The 15,655-nt window shown below is 63.5% G+C and carries 14 protein-coding genes; 10 read left to right on the top strand and 4 right to left on the bottom strand.

Annotation, left to right across the window (positions count from 1 at the left end; genetic code table 11):
• Window positions 1–124 precede the first annotated feature (124 nt).
• The gene (locus AC1DVN_RS17190; RefSeq protein ID WP_007733715.1) at window positions 125–1,378 is read left to right on the top strand and encodes an NAD(P)/FAD-dependent oxidoreductase; all 1,254 of its coding nucleotides are present in this window, start codon (window positions 125–127) and stop codon (window positions 1,376–1,378) included.
• On the opposite strand, the gene AC1DVN_RS17185 is transcribed toward AC1DVN_RS17190, so the two are convergent.
• A complete protein-coding gene (locus AC1DVN_RS17185) occupies window positions 1,350–2,741 on the bottom strand; it encodes an amino acid permease (RefSeq protein WP_019744479.1) in 1,392 nt (463 codons plus the stop codon). The genes AC1DVN_RS17190 and AC1DVN_RS17185 overlap by 29 nt on opposite strands.
• A gap of 189 nt (window positions 2,742–2,930) precedes the next feature.
• Here AC1DVN_RS17185 and AC1DVN_RS17180 point away from each other — a divergent pair, with 189 nt between their 5' ends.
• From AC1DVN_RS17180 to AC1DVN_RS17145, 8 genes are all read left to right on the top strand, one after another.
• Window positions 2,931–3,401, top strand: coding sequence for an SRPBCC family protein (locus tag AC1DVN_RS17180; protein ID WP_003941500.1), 471 nt, complete (start codon window positions 2,931–2,933; stop codon window positions 3,399–3,401).
• Window positions 3,402–3,435: 34 nt separating this feature from the next.
• The gene (locus AC1DVN_RS17175) at window positions 3,436–3,888 is read left to right on the top strand and encodes a hypothetical protein (RefSeq protein ID WP_019744481.1); all 453 of its coding nucleotides are present in this window, start codon (window positions 3,436–3,438) and stop codon (window positions 3,886–3,888) included.
• Complete coding sequence (locus AC1DVN_RS17170; protein ID WP_041814771.1) at window positions 3,878–4,897, top strand: DNA polymerase III subunit beta family protein; 1,020 nt, start codon at window positions 3,878–3,880, stop codon at window positions 4,895–4,897. The genes AC1DVN_RS17175 and AC1DVN_RS17170 overlap by 11 nt, the downstream gene beginning before the upstream one ends.
• A gap of 72 nt (window positions 4,898–4,969) precedes the next feature.
• Window positions 4,970–5,683, top strand: a complete 714-nt coding sequence (locus AC1DVN_RS17165; protein WP_003941540.1) for a phosphatidylserine decarboxylase — start codon at window positions 4,970–4,972, stop codon at window positions 5,681–5,683.
• A gap of 59 nt (window positions 5,684–5,742) precedes the next feature.
• Window positions 5,743–6,573 carry a CDP-alcohol phosphatidyltransferase family protein gene (locus AC1DVN_RS17160; protein ID WP_029254795.1) on the top strand — a complete coding sequence of 277 codons (831 nt, stop codon included), beginning with the start codon at window positions 5,743–5,745 and terminating at the stop codon, window positions 6,571–6,573.
• A gap of 21 nt (window positions 6,574–6,594) precedes the next feature.
• On the top strand, window positions 6,595–8,772 hold the full coding sequence (locus AC1DVN_RS17155) for an AAA family ATPase (protein WP_387390686.1): 2,178 nt from the start codon (window positions 6,595–6,597) through the stop codon (window positions 8,770–8,772).
• 9 nt (window positions 8,773–8,781) lie between these two features.
• Complete coding sequence (locus tag AC1DVN_RS17150; protein WP_477994069.1) at window positions 8,782–10,404, top strand: amidohydrolase; 1,623 nt, start codon at window positions 8,782–8,784, stop codon at window positions 10,402–10,404.
• A 65-nt stretch (window positions 10,405–10,469) separates the two neighbouring features.
• Window positions 10,470–11,708, top strand: coding sequence for an HNH endonuclease signature motif containing protein (locus AC1DVN_RS17145; protein WP_477994068.1), 1,239 nt, complete (start codon window positions 10,470–10,472; stop codon window positions 11,706–11,708).
• 89 nt (window positions 11,709–11,797) lie between these two features.
• Here AC1DVN_RS17145 and AC1DVN_RS17140 read toward each other — a convergent pair whose 3' ends face one another.
• From AC1DVN_RS17140 to AC1DVN_RS17130, 3 genes are read right to left on the bottom strand one after another with little or no spacing between them, the layout of a single operon-like run.
• Complete coding sequence (locus AC1DVN_RS17140; protein WP_029254792.1) at window positions 11,798–12,817, bottom strand: DUF2804 domain-containing protein; 1,020 nt, start codon at window positions 12,815–12,817, stop codon at window positions 11,798–11,800.
• Window positions 12,818–12,819: 2 nt separating this feature from the next.
• Window positions 12,820–13,572, bottom strand: coding sequence for an isocitrate lyase/PEP mutase family protein (locus AC1DVN_RS17135; RefSeq protein WP_007730096.1), 753 nt, complete (start codon window positions 13,570–13,572; stop codon window positions 12,820–12,822).
• A gap of 46 nt (window positions 13,573–13,618) precedes the next feature.
• Window positions 13,619–14,887: a cytochrome P450 gene (locus AC1DVN_RS17130; RefSeq protein ID WP_020968863.1), complete on the bottom strand. Its 1,269-nt coding sequence runs from the start codon at window positions 14,885–14,887 to the stop codon at window positions 13,619–13,621.
• A gap of 128 nt (window positions 14,888–15,015) precedes the next feature.
• Between AC1DVN_RS17130 and AC1DVN_RS17125 the strand changes: the two genes are divergently transcribed.
• Window positions 15,016–15,651 carry a TetR/AcrR family transcriptional regulator gene (locus tag AC1DVN_RS17125; protein WP_020968862.1) on the top strand — a complete coding sequence of 212 codons (636 nt, stop codon included), beginning with the start codon at window positions 15,016–15,018 and terminating at the stop codon, window positions 15,649–15,651.
• Window positions 15,652–15,655: the final 4 nt, after the last annotated feature.

Here is a 15,655-nt window from a genome sequence, read left to right as displayed (position 1 = left end):
ACGAGGTAGCTCCGACGATGGCCGAACGGCCAGTCCTTTTGCCGCCCCCGCGATTCATGCTTGAGAGAAGAGCCGGATGTGACCGGCGTCTCGGTTCGAGCAGAGTCTGTAGAAGGAGTGCGTCATGGGAACTCGTCAGAGCCCCGATCGTGTGGTCGTGGTCGGTGCGGGTGTTGTCGGATTGTCGACGGCCTGGTTCTTGCAGGAACGTGGAGTCGAGGTCACCGTCGTCGATCGCGACGGCGTCGCAGCCGACGCGAGCTGGGGCAACGCCGGTTGGCTTGCCCCCGCATTGACGCTTCCGCTGCCCGAACCCGCAGTGCTCCAATACGGCTTGCGCGCGATGCTCAGCCCGTCGTCCCCGGTGTACGTGCCACTGACCACCGATCTGAAGCTGATTCGGTTCCTGGTCGGGTTCGCGCGCCACTGCACGCCGTCGAAGTGGCAGGAAGCGATGTCGGTCTACACCGAGGTCAACCGAACAGCCTTGGGCGCGTACGACGAACTCGCCGACGGTGGCGTCAAAGAGCTGACCCGTCTGGCCGATCCTTTCCTCGCCGCGTTTGCGTCCGAGAAGGACCGACAGACTTTGGTGGACGAGTTCCATCACGTCGAAGCCGCGGGCGGCGAGGTCGACTTCGACCTCCTCGACTACGACGCGATTCACTCGCTCGAGCCTTCACTCGGCCAGGGTGTGAAAGCCGGTTTGCGCCTGCGCAATCAGCGTTTCATCGATCCCCCGTTGTTCGTGAACTCGTTGGCGGACGCGGTTCGTGAACGCGGTGGAGAAATCGTCAGCGGTTTCGACGTCACGCAGATCGACGATCGGGTCGGCGGAGTCACTGTTCGAAGTGCACACGGTGATTCACGCGACGGCGACGCCGTGGTCATCTCGAGCGGTGCCCGCTTGAACAAGCTCGCAGCACCGTTCGGTGTGCGCAAACTGGTGCAGGCCGGACGCGGATACAGCTTCAGTGTCAAGCCCGAGCACCTCCCCAAGAACCCTGTGTATTTCCCCACCCAGCGCGTCGCATGCACTCCGTTGCACGATCGCTTCCGAGTGGCCGGAATGATGGAATTCCGCAGCCCTGACGCGCCGCTGGATCCACGCCGCGTGCAGGCGATCATCGATGCGGCCAAGCCGATGCTCAGCGGCATCGACTGGACTGCGCGGGAAGAGGAATGGGTGGGATCACGACCGTGCACTACCGACGGCTTGCCGTTGATCGGAGCCACGAAGTCGCCGCGGGTGCACGTCGCCGGTGGTCACGGGATGTGGGGAATCGCCCTGGGTCCGTTGACCGGAAAGATGGTGGCCGACTCGATGACCGGCGCTCAGACGCCGACCGTCATGCGCCACTTCGATCCGCTGCGCTGACAGCCGGTTTCACCCACTTGTAGTACGCGCCCGTCAGCAGAACCAGCCATCCGGCACCGACGAGCAGCGCAACTCGGGTATCGGCGATGACGCCGAGCAACACGATGACAAAAGCCAGGAACACGATCGCGAAGATCTGACCGTACGGCCACAGCGGCACTGGAAACTTCAGTGCCGCTGTTTCGTCTGCACTCATCTGAGCGCGGGAACGGAACTGCGAGAGCAGGATCATGATCCAGACGAAAATGGTGGCGAAGGTCGCCAGCGAGGCGATAACGAGGAACACCTGGTCCGGGATCAGGTAGTTGAGCAGTACTCCCACCAACAGGGCACCGGTCATGATGACAACAGTCATCCACGGAACACCGTTGGCGGAGACTCTCTTCATCACCTGCGGGGCCTGACCGGCATGCGACATTCCGAACATCATGCGACCCGCACCGAAAACGTCGCTGTTGATCGCGGACAGGGCCGCGGTGATGACAACGATGTTGAGGATCGATGCGGCCGTTCCCAATCCGAGGTTCTCGAAGATCTGGACGAACGGGCTGTTGTCGGAGTTGATGGTCTGCCACGGAATGATCGCCATGATGACGGCGAGGGTGCAGATGTAGAAGAGAATGATGCGCACCGGGACCGTGTTGACGGCTTTCCTGATGGTCTGCGCCGGATCCTCGGCTTCGCCCGCGGTGATACCGATGATCTCGGTGCCGCCGAACGCGAACATGACGATCGCGAAACACGCGACGAATCCGCCGAAGCCCGTCGCGAAGAACCCGCCGTCCGACCAGAGGTGGCTGATTCCGGCATCGGTGTCGTGAACGCCGAATCCGAACACGATGATCGCGATGCCGCCGGCGATCATCGCGATGATGGCGGTGATCTTCACGAGCGTGAACCAGAATTCCAGTTCGCCGAACACCTTGACGCTCAACAGGTTTATCGCGCCGATGAAGAAGACGACAGCCAGAACCCAGATCCATCTCGGTACGTCCGGGAACCAGAACTGCATGTACAGGCCGAAGGCAGTGACGTCGGCAAGGCACACGATCACCATCTCGAACGTGTACGTCCACCCGGTCATGAAACCGGCGAGTGGTCCGAGGTGCTTGTTCGCGTACTCGCTGAACGAACCGGAAACCGGGTTACGGACCGCCATCTCGCCGAGCGCTCGCAACACCAGGTAGACCGCGATACCGCCGATCAGGTAGGCCAGGAGCACCGACGGGCCGGCTCGTTTGATGGCCTCGGCGCTGCCGTAGAACAGTCCGGTTCCGATGGCTGATCCGAGGGCGATGAAGCGGATATGGCGCGCTGTCAGCCCTCGCTTGAGGCCATCCTGCGTCGCGGCGTCGCTGTTCACTTCTCGGTACTCCAGTCGGATGGATCGTCATACGTGCGCGAACCATTGTCCGCTACCACCGCGCGTGTTCCCGCACGACCCTGTTGGACGGCCGTACAGTGACCTGACACACATGGTCCATTGACGGATCGCTTACGATCGACAAAAGTGTTTGTAACTTTACGTAGCATCAACTCGACTGGAGAGACTGTGTCCAACACCCTCGAAGCAAGCATCGACATCGACGCATCACCGCAGGACGTGTGGGCAATCGTCGCCGACCTGCAGCGCATGGGCGAATGGAGCCCCCAGTGCAAGGTGATGAAGGTAATCGGCGGGACCGTGCGTGAGGGCGCCAAGACGATCAACGTCAACCGCAAGGGCCTGCTGGTCTGGCCGACGTCGTCGAAGGTCGTTCGCTTCGAGCCCAACAAGTCGGTGGCGTTCCGCATCGCGGAGAACCGCACGATCTGGTCCTACGAACTCGAGCCGACCGCTACCGGCACCAAAGTGACCGAGCGTCGCGAGGCTCCCACCGGAACGTCGAAGGTCTCGCAGTTCCTCGTCAAGACCGTCCTGGGCGGAAACGCCGACTTCGAGGTCGAGCTCGTCGAAGGCATGAATGCCACATTGAAGCGTGTGAAGAGCGAGGCCGAGGCGGCTGCACGCACCTCTGCTTGACCCTCGACCTGGTCGAGGCATCAGGATCCGTTCCATGGATCCGGTGATGACACAGATAGCGCAGGCACAAGAATTGGCGAGCTCCGGCGATCGAGCCGGGGCTCGCTCTGCGTTCGAGAAGATGTGGGAAGAGATCAGCGCCGCCCCCGATGCGCTCCACATCGTCTCCCTCGCGCACTACATGGCCGACGTTCAAGACGATCCGGCTCAGGAGCTCTGCTGGGACCTGCGCGCCCTCGACGCTGCCGATTCGTTGACCGACGCGCGAGCCCAGGAACACCACGCATCGCTGCAGGTCGCCGGTTTCTATCCATCGCTGCACCTCAACCTGGCTGCCGACTACCGCAAACTCGGACGCGACACCGAGGCCGTCGAACATCTGACGAAGGCCGAGGCGTCGGTCGGCACACTCGCCGACGACGGTTACGGCCGGATGATCAGGGGCGCCATCGAGCGACTGCGGGCAGAATTGATCCGTGACCACTAGTTCCGCCCTCTTGACGATCGGCGAGATGTCCCGGGCGTCAGCGCTCCCGATCAGCGCTCTGCGGTTCTACGACAAGGAAGGCGTGCTCGTCCCGCATTCCGTCGATCCGCACACCGGTTACCGCTGGTACACCGACGATCAGCTCCGCGACGCCCGCATGATCGCCGGTATGCGACGCGTCGGTGTTCCGATCCGCGACATGATGGCCGTCCTGACCGGGCCGGAACCGCATTCGTGCCTGGACGCCCATCTGCGCAACCTCGAGGACGGTCTCGCCGACGCCCGCGCCGAACTGGGGCGAATTCACCGGCTGATCGATTCGCTACCTGCCTCCGGCGGCGTGGACATCGACTCGTGGGATCTACGACGCGCACTCGACGCCGTGCTGTTCGCCGTGAACGAGGAATCGGAGTTCCCGATACTTCGCGGCGTCCACCTCGACATTCACGACGGCGTCGCTGCGTTTGTCACCACTGATCAGTTCCGGCTCGCGGTCGCAGAGGTGAAAGTTCACTCTGCTCTGACGGTGTCCGCTGTCGTTCCCGTGGCCTTCGCGCGATTGTTGCGCGATGTCGCCGGCGTCGTGACGCTGACTTTCTCCCCGCGCACGGTGACTGCGTCGTATCCGGGGGGTGAGGTGTCCAGCCCGCTGATCGAGGACGGAGAGTTCCCTGATCACCGAATCCTGCGCGAGCACAACGACGCCGTCGAACTGAGCGGCGACCACCTTGCCGCCCTGCTCAACGGCACCGAGGACAGTGCCGTCGTCAGCGTCGGCGAAGACGGTGGTGCCCGGGTGGATCCGGGCGGAACAGATCCCCGTGAGAGGTTCCGAGTACTGGTCGACCGGCAGCGACTGCGCGACGCCGCCGCAGCCCAACCGGGGCGGCAACTGGTGATCCGAGTAAGCGGTGCGACGCTCCCGCTGGCGATACGCACGGGCGACTGTGTCGGGTACTACTCGTACTTGATGCCACTACAGCCCGTAGGAGAGAAGGCATTCACGTAATCTATGGATGCTCTACCACCCCGTACTGTCAGTGCGACCAGCAGAAGACCTACCGAGTAGTTAGAGGAGCCTGTGGCACGCCGACCCACACCCCCCGGAACCCCGCAACCCACCGGGATCGGACATATCGTCGATCTGGTTCGCCATGCGATTCCGCCACTTCATCCCGCCGGCCTGCCGTTCGTGCTGGCCCCGCTGGGAGTTGCAGCTCTGGGCCGCAACCGTAAGTGGGTGCGCCGAGCCGGTCTGACCACCGCCGCCGCATGCGCCACGTTCTTCCGTCACCCGCACCGGGTGCCGCCCAACCGCATCGGCGTCGTCGTCGCACCCGCCGACGGCGAGGTGGCGCTGGTCGACAACGCCGTTCCGCCCGCCGAGCTCAATCTCGGAAGCGAGCCGCGCCCGCGCGTCAGCATCTTCCTCTCGGTTCTCGACGTGCATGTCCAGCGCAGCCCTGTCGGTGGAACGGTCAAAGAGGTCGTTCACCAGGCAGGCAAGTTCCTCTCCGCAGATCTCGCCGACGCCAGCGAGGTCAACGAGCGCAACAGCATGCTGATCGAAACCGCCGATGGTCACGACGTTGCGGTTGTCCAGATCGCGGGACTGCTCGCGCGCCGCATCGTCTGCTACGCCGGTGTCGGTGACGTCCTGCCGATCGGCGACACGTACGGACTGATCCGTTTCGGCTCACGCGTCGACACGTATTTCCCCGCCGGAACCACACTCCTGGTCGAGCCGGGACAACGCACGATCGGTGCTGAAACAGTTATCGCGCAACTGCCGTGAAGACGCCGAAGATGAAGTCAGCCGTGAAGAAGCCGGGAGCAGCCCAACCCGGCGCGAAGATGCCCAAACGCACCCAGGCGGTGCGGTTGCTGCCGTCCGTCATCACCATCCTGGCGCTGTGCGCCGGGCTGTCCGCCGTCAAATTCGCTCTCGATGGACAACCCGGCACCTCGCTCGCGATGATCGGCGCCGCTGCCGTCCTCGATTCACTCGACGGCCGCATCGCGCGACTGCTCGACGCCACCAGCAAGATCGGCGCCGAACTCGACTCACTGGCCGACTCCATCTCCTTCGGCGTCGCCCCGGCCCTGGTCCTGTACGTGACCTTGCTGGACGGCACCAGCATCGGCTGGATCATCGCGTTGATCTACGCGGTCAGCATCGTGTTGCGACTCGCACGTTTCAACACTCTGCTCGACGACGACGACGTCCCCGCGTATGCACGTGAGTACTTCGTCGGCGTTCCGGCTCCGGCCGGCGCACTCATCGCCCTCACTCCCCTGGCCGCGACGGCTCAGTGGGGTGACGGCTGGTGGTCTTCGCACTTCGTCGTCATCGTGTGGACGCTCTTCTCGGCTGCACTGATCGTCAGCCGCATCCCGACGCTGGCGATGAAGTCGGTATCCGTGCCGCCGCACATGGCGGCCGGCCTGCTCGTCCTGGTGACGTTGGCTGCGGCCGCACTCATCACCTACCCGTACATCCTGCTGATCGTTCTCATCGCGATCTACCTGGTGCACATCCCGTTTGCCGTGCACTCGAAGCGGTGGGTGGCAGCACGTCCCGAAACCTGGGACATCAAGCCTTCCGAACGCCGCGCGATCCGACGCCAACCCAACGTCGGTGGCCGCCGCTCGGCCGCTCGTCTCGGATTGCGGCGACCCCGCTAGTCCACGACGTACTCTCGAGAGGTGACTTCGCCGGAACTCGCCCTCACCGTTCGACTCAACACCTCTGCCGCCGACCTACGCCGCGGGGTAGTGCGCTTGCACCCCGAAGCGTTGGCGGCGTTGGGCATCCGCGAATGGGATGCCATCGCACTCATGGGAGCCCGCGGCACCGCGACCGTCGCGGGCCGTGCGCCCACCGGAACCCCGGCAGGCACGATCCTTCTCGACGACGTCACCATGTCGAACGTCGGCCTGACCGAGAACTCTTCCGTCGTGGTCGGTCCGGTGACGGTGTACGGAGCGCGATCCGTCTCCGTCACCGGCTCGTCCATGGCGACAAATTCGATCAGCTCGACGGTTCTGCGACAAGCCCTTCTGGGCAAGGTCGTCAGCGTCGGCGACACGGTCTCGCTCCTCCCCCGCGATCTCGGTCCGGGTACGAGCACTTCCGAAGCCACCCAAGCGCTTTCCCGTACCTTCGGCGTCGCGTGGACATCCGAACTGCTCACCGTCACGGCCGTCGAACCTGCCGGTGGTCCGGTCAGCGTCCAGCCGAATTCGGCGGTCAACTGGGGTTCCGGCTCGGCGGGTGCGCTGACACCGAGTGCGCTTGTCTCCAGTCCCGCTGCCGTCGCGATCGAGCCTGCACCGTCGGTTCCGCTGGATCACCTCGTCGGCGCGCAAGCGCAGGCAGCCAAGCTGACCGAGTGGCTCGGCCTGGCACTCGACGAACCAGAACTGCTCCGTACGCTCGGCGCCTCACCGCACCTCGGCGTCCTCATCACGGGCCCCGCCGGCGTGGGCAAAGCCACGTTGGCCCGCTCGGTCCTGTCCTCACGCAAACTTGTCGAACTCGACGGCCCGGGAGTCGGTGCCACCGAGGCAAATACCCGCCTGCAGCGAATCGTCGACGCCGTTGCTGCCGTGCGCGGCGGTGGTGTACTGCTGATCAGTGACATCGACGCTCTGCTTCCAGCCACCGCGGAACCGGTGTCCGCACTGATCCTCGAACAACTGCGCAGCGCCGTCGCAACCCCGGGCGTGGCATTCGTCGCGACCTCCGCCCATCCGGAGACCGTCGACGCGCGCCTTCGCGGCCAGGATCTCTGCGATCGAGAACTCGCACTTACCCTGCCGGACGGCGCAACTCGCAAGGCGTTGCTCGAACTCCTGCTCCGCCGCGTGCCCACCGGAACCCTCGAACTCGACGCCATCGCCTCGCGCGCACCCGGATTCGTGGTCGCCGACCTCGCGGCGCTCTGCCGTGAAGCTGCCTTGCGAGCGGCGACGCGGGCGTCCAAATCCGGTGATTCTCCGGAGATCACGCAGGAAGATCTTGTCGGTGCCCTCGAAGTGATTCGGCCACTGTCCCGTTCGAGTACCGAAGAACTGTCGATCGGCAGCGTCACCCTCGACGACGTCGGCGACATGGTCGAAACCAAACAGGCCCTCACCGAAGCGGTGCTGTGGCCGCTGCAGCACCCCGACTCCTTCGCGCGCCTCGGTGTCGACCCGCCCCGCGGCGTGCTCCTCTACGGCCCTCCTGGCTGCGGCAAGACGTATCTCGTTCGCGCCCTTGCCAGCTCGGGGCACCTCAGCGTTCATGCCGTGAAAGGCGCAGAGCTGATGGACAAGTGGGTCGGCGCCTCCGAAAAGGCCGTAAGAGAGTTGTTCCAGCGCGCACGCGATTCGGCGCCCTCGTTGATCTTCCTCGACGAAATCGACGCCCTTGCCCCGCGTCGTGGTCAAAGTTCCGACTCCGGGGTGTCAGATCGCGTCGTAGCCGCGTTGTTGACCGAACTCGACGGCGTCGAACCGCTACGCGACGTCGTGGTGTTGGGCGCCACCAATCGACCGGATCTGATCGACCCGGCTCTCCTGCGCCCCGGCAGACTCGAACGTCTCGTATTCGTACCGCCGCCGGATGCGGAGGCTCGCAAAGCGATTCTGCGTGCTTCCGGCAAGTCGGTACCGCTCGCCGAAGATGTCGATTTGGACATTCTGGCCGTCGATCTCGAGGGATACTCGGCAGCAGACTGCTCGGCTCTCCTGCGTGAGGCTGCACTCGCCGCCATGCGTCGGAGCATGGACGCGGCCGACGTGACGGCCGCGGACGTGGCAACCGCCCGTGAGAAGGTACGTCCCTCACTCGATCCCGAGCAGGTGGCACACCTACAGGCGTACGCGGACAACCGATAAGGACTGACCATGGCTGCTGATCTGGTTCTGTACGGCGACATCGTGACCATGCACGAGGACTCACCACGCGCCCAGGCGCTCGCCGTGACGGGAGGCCGGATCACGGCCGTCGGCGCGCGCACGGACGTCGAGGAACTGGTGGGGCCGGATACCCGCGTCGTCGACGTCGGAGGTGCCGCTGTTCTGCCGGGGTTCATCGAGCCGCACGGTCACCCCCTGGAAGAAGCCATCGTTCTCGGGCCTGACGTCGTCGACATCCGGCCTGTCACGATCGCCGAGGCGGATGCCGTAGTCGCTGCCGTCGTCGACACTGTTCGTTCGCGAGGTGCTGCCGGTGCTTCTCTGAACGGTTGGGACCCGTTGCTGCAGAAGGGCCTACCCGATCCGACCATCGCCTGGCTGGACTCCGTAGCGCCGGAGTACCCGCTCGTGATCATGCACAACTCGGGTCACGTCGCGTATTTCAACACGGCGGCAGCAGTACAGGCCGGCATCACCCGCGATACCCCCGATCCGATCGGCGGATCGTACGGCCACGACGCGACGGGCGCACTCGACGGAGCCGCGTACGAAATGCCTGCGGTGTTCGCAGTCGCGGGCCACGCAGTCACCATCGGTGACGACTTCCCCGCACTGGTGGCGGCCGAATGCGCCCGGCTGAACGCCGCGGGAATCACCACCATCGCCGAATTGTCGTTCGACCCCAAGATGCGGCCCGCCCTGGCCGCGATAGCCGACGCCGGACTGCTCACCACCCGCCTGCGGCTCTACGAGATGTCCAACGACGGACGCACTACCGAGGCGTCACCGGGCGACGGAAACGACCTGGTGCGCCAGATCGGCATCAAGGTCTGGTCCGACGGTTCACCGTGGGTCGGCAACATCGCCACCAGCTTCCCGTATCTCGATACCGAAGCCACCCGCGCGCTCGGGATCGCCTGCACGCACGGGCACGCCAACTACACCGGCGAACAGATCCACGACATCAGTTCCGCCTACTTCGCCAAAGGGTGGCAGATGGCGTGCCACGCGCACGGCGACGACGCGATCACCATGGTTCTCGACGCGTGGGAACAGCTACTGAAAGAGCATCCCCGGCCCGATCACCGGTTGCGCCTCGAACATGTCGGCGCGATGCGTCCGGATCAGTTCGTCCGCGCAGCGGAACTGGGCGTCACGGTCAGCATCTTCATCGACCACTTGCACTACTGGGGTGACGTTCTGGTGGATGACCTGTTCGGCCCCGAATACGGATCCGTCTGGGCCGCAGCAGGATCTGCACTCGCGGCCGGGCAACGGTTCACCTTCCACAACGACGGTCCCGTCACCCCCGCCAATCCGCTACGGAACATGCAGGACGCTGTCACCAGGCTTTCGCCCAGCGGCCGCGTCGTGGCACCCCAGGAACGGATCCCCGTGGACGCCGCCGTGCGCGCCCATACGGTCAACGCCGCGTGGCAGCTGTTCAGCGAAGATCACATCGGGTCCATCTATCCCAGTGCCTACGCGGATCTTGTTGTGCTGTCGGCGAATCCCCTCGACGTCGAGCCGACCAGGCTGGCCGACATCACGGTGCTCGCCACCATCCTGGAGGGTCGGACGGTGTACGGAGACCTGAGCGCGATCGGCTGATCTCGAACTCAAAGTAGTCCGTTTTGTCCCTGGCTCTCGAAAGTATGTTCGATTAAACTTTCGGTATGAACAGTCGGGAAGCATGGCAGCTGGATGGCGAGGACCTCAAGAGTGAGGTTCTGGATCTGGTGCGTGTCCGACACGAGTTGCAGTCGCGGATGGTGTTGTTGATCGTGGAAATGTTTTCCCGTGAGGTTCTCGGCGGGAAGGGTTTTCGGGCGATCGCACAGTGGTTGCATGGTTCGACGAATTTGGAGATCGGTGAGTGCAGTCTGCTGGTCGGGTTGGCGCGGTTGTTGATGCTCGAACCTGTTGTGGCGGATGCGTTTCATCGTGGTGATGTGGATGCGTTGAAGGCGCGTCAGGTGGCGTCGTTTTGTCAGCATCCGCCGAAGAACATGACCCTGGCGGATGTGGACAAGGCCCGGGGGATTCTGCTCGGGTTGGCGTCGAAGAATATTGCGGATTGTGATGCGGTGCGGGCGGCGATTCGGCGGATCGAGAAGCAGTACGGCAAGCGCGAGGATGGCGTCCCTGTCGGCGAGGATTCCGAACGTAACGAGTTCTACGCCTCGAAAGGCCTGTACGGCAGAGTAACTGTGAAGGGTGATCTGGATGCGGTCAACGGGGCCCGTCTGATCACGTTGTTGTCGAGTTTGTCGGCTCCGACGCCGGAGAAGGACGGTGTCAAGGACACCCGCACGCCTGCTTTACGACGGGCGGACGGGTTCTGCGAACTCCTGCGCCGGTATGAGCGGGCGGGGTTGGGTCCGATCGAAGGCGGAGTGAAACCACACATCACGGTCACCGCGTCCGCGAAAGACATGACGGACCTTAAAGTTCTGAAAGACCTCCTGCCGTCGACCGATGAACTGGGGTTCGCGTGGACGGATTGGGTGGGCCCGATCAGCATCGACACTGCCCGGATGCTGGCCTGCGACTGCACCGTGACGCGGATCTTGTTGGATGAGAATGGTGTTCCGCTCGACTGCGGTAAGGAAGTAAGAACAGCGACGGTGCCGCAGCGGCGGGCGTTAGCGGTTCGTGATGGTGGGTGTGCGTTCCCGGGGTGCGGGACACCGTCGGGGTGGTGCGATGCTCACCATATTGTTCACTGGAACGATGGYGGCCCAACAGATCTCGACAAYCTGATCTTGTTGTGCGGTCACCATCATCGGACRCTGCACCACACGGAGTGGCGGGTGGAGATCGGCCCGGATCGAAAGACGGTGTTCTATCCACCGATGTCGATCGATCCATATCAACAGCCGATCGGCGGGAACAGCCCACCGACAGCAGCCTGAACGGGCACAAATTGAAAACGCGAGCACCGGGGCACGATCATGCCCCGGTGCCCATGCTGCGTTCCGTCATCTTCGCGGAGATGTACGGCCTACCAGCGGTTCCGAACCTCCTCGGCAAATCCGAGGAGATCTCGAACGACCACGGAGGTACCGTCGTCGAGGATCACTGTGCCGGAGAACTTTCCGAACACCTGATGCTGAATCGAACGCAGTACCCCGACGTCGAAAGTCGCGGCACGGTCGATGATCGGCTCGAAAGTCATCTCGAAGCGACCATCGTTGCTCGAGAAGTTCCACGGAGCGCCGTCGTACGTTCCCTGCGGGATGCCGAAGTCGATCCTGTCCAGTTTGTGTGCCCGACCACCGACAAACACGATGTTCTCGCTGGCCGCCGTAGTGTCGCCGAAGCCGTAACCGATGTTGAATCCGAACCGCTCGCCGTTCACCAGTCCGGATGCAGAACCCCAGTACCAGGTGTTGTCGTAAGTCCAGACTCCCCTGCCCCAATCGAGAACGCCGAACGAGTCTTCCGAGCGAAATGTGAAGTCGTCGCTCCCGATTCGCACGGTCCCGGCAGCGGGCAGGCAGTTGATCTTCTGGTTGTAGTAAAACGAACGGGACGCCTTCGGAAACGGTGTGGCGATCACCATCCGGTCATCGGCAGGACTCGCCAGGAACAGATCGGCATGAAGACCTCGTCCACCGTCGAAAGCCGGGTAGTCGACAATCAAGTGGCGCCCACCGTCCACATGGCGAAACTCGAAGCGAGCTTTACCTTTCGACACCACCACATCACCGTCGTCCGCGCTTTCGGGCAGACCGAGTCTTCCCATCGGGAACGGCAGCATCACGTTTTCGGTGATCTCGTGTGGTGTTCGGAAATCGAGCCAGGAGACTCCGAGCAAGCCCATGTACCCGTTGTCGGCGACGGTCAACGCGATGCCGTAATCCGCAGTAAGAACGCAGTAGTAGTCCCACTCCTTGATCCGGAACTTGGGAGCGGTGATCGCAGAGCGTCGATACTTGCGAATTTCCGATGGGGCCCAACCCGTCTCGACCAAATGTCCACGATCGTCGAGAAGCGGGCCGGGCGACATCAGTGTCTGCATTCTTACTTCCAGCGTCCCAAGATCTCGTTCGCACGGTTGGCCAATGCCATCTGGAAGAACGGACCGAAGCTCACACGTGCCACTCCGAGCGGACCGAAACTTGCCGGATCGTCCTGGTCCGGGATTCCGATCGCATTGATCGGAAGTGGAAGTTCGGACGTCAGGCGGCGCTGGGTCGCGTCGTCATGCCGCCCGACGGGGTAAAGAACGTCGGCGCCGGCGTCGGCCGCCAGCTTGAGGCGTGCGATGGCGCGATCGACACGATCGGACTCGTCACCGACCTGCTTCACGAACAGGTCGGTGCGCGCGTTGACGACAACGTGAACTCCGGCTGCGTCGGCGGCCTGACGAAGCCCACCCACAAAGTCGGCGTGCTCCTGCGCCTCACGCAAGCGTCCGCCTTCACTGTGGACGGTGTCCTCGATGTTGAGTCCGACAGCGCCGGCATCGATCAACCCGTCGATGAGAACTGCCGGCTCGAGCCCGTAACCACCCTCGATGTCCACCGAGATCGGGGCGTCGACCGCACCGGTGATCTGCTTGATCCGGTGCAGAAGTTCGTCGAAGGTGATGCCCTCGTTGTCCGGCTTGCCGATGGAATCGGAAACCGGGTGGCTGCCCACCGTCAGGGCTGCAAAACCGGCAGCCACCGCAAGATTCGCCGACCACGCGTCCCAGACCGTCGGGAGAATGACCGGGTTACCTGGCTGGTGCAACGCCAATAGAGCAGTTGCCTTGTCGTTGATCGAAGTCATGCGGTGGCTCCTCGAGATCGTGGGGTGTACCTCTCACCTACCGACTCTAGTGAGCGACCGGGCAGCCTGTGCTCTTGTAATCGACCTGGAACTCCTTGATGCCGTTGATCCAACCCGAGCGCAGACGGCGCGGATCACCGATCTTGGTGATGTCCGGGACGTTGTCGGCAATCGCGTTGAACATCAAGTCGATCTCCATGCGAGCGAGGTTTGCACCGATGCAGAAGTGCGCGCCCGTTCCGCCGAAGCCCAAGTGCGGATTGGGGTTACGAGTGATGTCGAACGTCATCGGGTTATCGAACACGTCCTCGTCGAAGTTCGCGGAGCTGTACAGCATCACCACGCGCTGCCCCTTCTTGATCGACACTCCTGCCAGCTCGGTGTCCTCGAGCGCGGTGCGCTGGAAGGCGGTGACGGGTGTCGCCCACCGGACGATCTCGTCCGCCGTCGTCTTGGGACGTTCCTTCTTGTACAGCTCCCACTGCTCGGGGTTGTCCAGGAACGCGATCATTCCGTGCGTGATGGCGTTGCGGGTGGTCTCGTTCCCTGCGACCGCCAGGATGAGCACGAAGAACCCGAACTCCTCCGGGCTCAAAGCGTCGCCGTCGATGTCGGCCTGGACCAGAGTCGTGACGATGTCATCTGCCGGGCAGGTACGACGCGCGTCTGCCATTTGGTACGCGTATCCGAGGACCTCGGTGGACGCGACTGCCGGATCACCCTGGTATTCCGGGTCGTCGTAGCCCATCATCTCGTTGGACCACTTGAACAGCTTGTCCCGATCGTCCTGCGGTACACCGATCAGATCCGCGATCGCCTGGAGCGGCAGCTCGCTGGCAACCTGCTTCACGAAGTCGCCCGGGCCTTCGCTCACAGCGGTGTCGACGATGCTGCGCGCACGACGATCCAATTCGTCGCGCATGCCGTTGATCGCGCGCGGCGTGAACAGCTTCGAAATCAGCTTGCGGAGCTTGGTGTGCTCCGGCGCATCCTTGTTGAGCAGAAGATGCCGGAGCATCTCGACGGCCTCACGTGGCATGTCGTCGGCGAAACGCGCGATCGCGGTGTTCTCCCAGCTCGAGAACACATCGCTGCGCTGGCTGACCTCTTTGACGTCAGCGTGACGCGAGACCACCCAGTAGCCCTCGTCCTGGAATCCACCAACGGTCGGCGGCTGCTCACACCACCACACGGGCGCGCTTCGACGCAGTTCGGCGAATTCCTCGAAAGGGATCCGCTCCCCGAGGACAGCAGGATCGGTGACGTCGAATCCGGCCGGTAGGTCAGGCGTGCGAGTTGTGTCCGAGATGGTCATGGCGTCCTCTGATCGGTCGATTGTGCGCTACACCACAGAGTAGCTTTCACTAACAGACTGTCAAGTGAAAGACGGAGAGTCTCGTGCAACTGACCCGTGAGAGCCCCCGCGGCACTAGGATCCCGGTAATGACAGATACCTCCGGCAGACTGACGCTGCGAGAGAAGCAGAAGCAGCGAACCCGCGCAGACCTCGTGGATGCCGCCGGCGCGCTCTTCACCGAACGCGGATACGCAGCTGTCACCGTCGAGGACATCGCCGGCCGGGTCGGTTGCAGCCGCGCCACCTTCTACCTGCACTTCCCCGGCAAGATCGACATACTCAAGGCCCTCGGCTCGAACACGGTCGTATCCAGCACGCTCGCGATATTCCAGGATCTCGACCACGTACTCGATTCCGGTTCGCGCGAAGAATTCGCCGGCTGGATCAACCGCGCTCTCGACTGGTGCCGCGATCACCACCACATGATGCGGGCGTGGGACGAGGCCATGGTCCTCGAACCCGAATTCCGAACACTGGCACGCGAAGGCATCTCCGCACTGCCCAACGCGATGCCGTCGTACCTGGCACGCTGGCCGCAGAGCCGACACGACGAGGCGAAACTCCGGGTCGAGCTCCTGCTGACACAGATCGAGCGCTTCTTCATTCGGTGGGCGGAACAGGGCGCGATCACCGCGGGTGCGGACGTCGCAGCAGACGTTCTCACCGACATCTGGTTTCCGGCACTCACGCCGCCCACGACCGATGTTGCGGCGCCGCGATAGGTTG

Source organism: Rhodococcus sp. P4_E4 (assembly GCF_056401575.1).
Note: the sequence above shows the minus strand (reverse complement) of the source record. Positions and strands in the feature narration are given on the sequence as shown.

What these genes read in the sequence shown, in the direction of transcription:
- AC1DVN_RS17140 (WP_029254792.1), bottom strand. Translation starts at nt 12,817, where the DNA reads ATGCAGACACTGATGTCGCCCGGCCCGCTTCTCGACGATCGTGGACAT.
- AC1DVN_RS17175 (WP_019744481.1), top strand. Translation starts at nt 3,436, where the DNA reads ATGGATCCGGTGATGACACAGATAGCGCAGGCACAAGAATTGGCGAGC.
- AC1DVN_RS17150 (WP_477994069.1), top strand. Translation starts at nt 8,782, where the DNA reads ATGGCTGCTGATCTGGTTCTGTACGGCGACATCGTGACCATGCACGAG.
- AC1DVN_RS17190 (WP_007733715.1), top strand. Translation starts at nt 125, where the DNA reads ATGGGAACTCGTCAGAGCCCCGATCGTGTGGTCGTGGTCGGTGCGGGT.
- AC1DVN_RS17125 (WP_020968862.1), top strand. Translation starts at nt 15,016, where the DNA reads ATGACAGATACCTCCGGCAGACTGACGCTGCGAGAGAAGCAGAAGCAG.
- AC1DVN_RS17160 (WP_029254795.1), top strand. Translation starts at nt 5,743, where the DNA reads ATGCCCAAACGCACCCAGGCGGTGCGGTTGCTGCCGTCCGTCATCACC.
- AC1DVN_RS17135 (WP_007730096.1), bottom strand. Translation starts at nt 13,572, where the DNA reads ATGACTTCGATCAACGACAAGGCAACTGCTCTATTGGCGTTGCACCAG.
- AC1DVN_RS17130 (WP_020968863.1), bottom strand. Translation starts at nt 14,887, where the DNA reads ATGACCATCTCGGACACAACTCGCACGCCTGACCTACCGGCCGGATTC.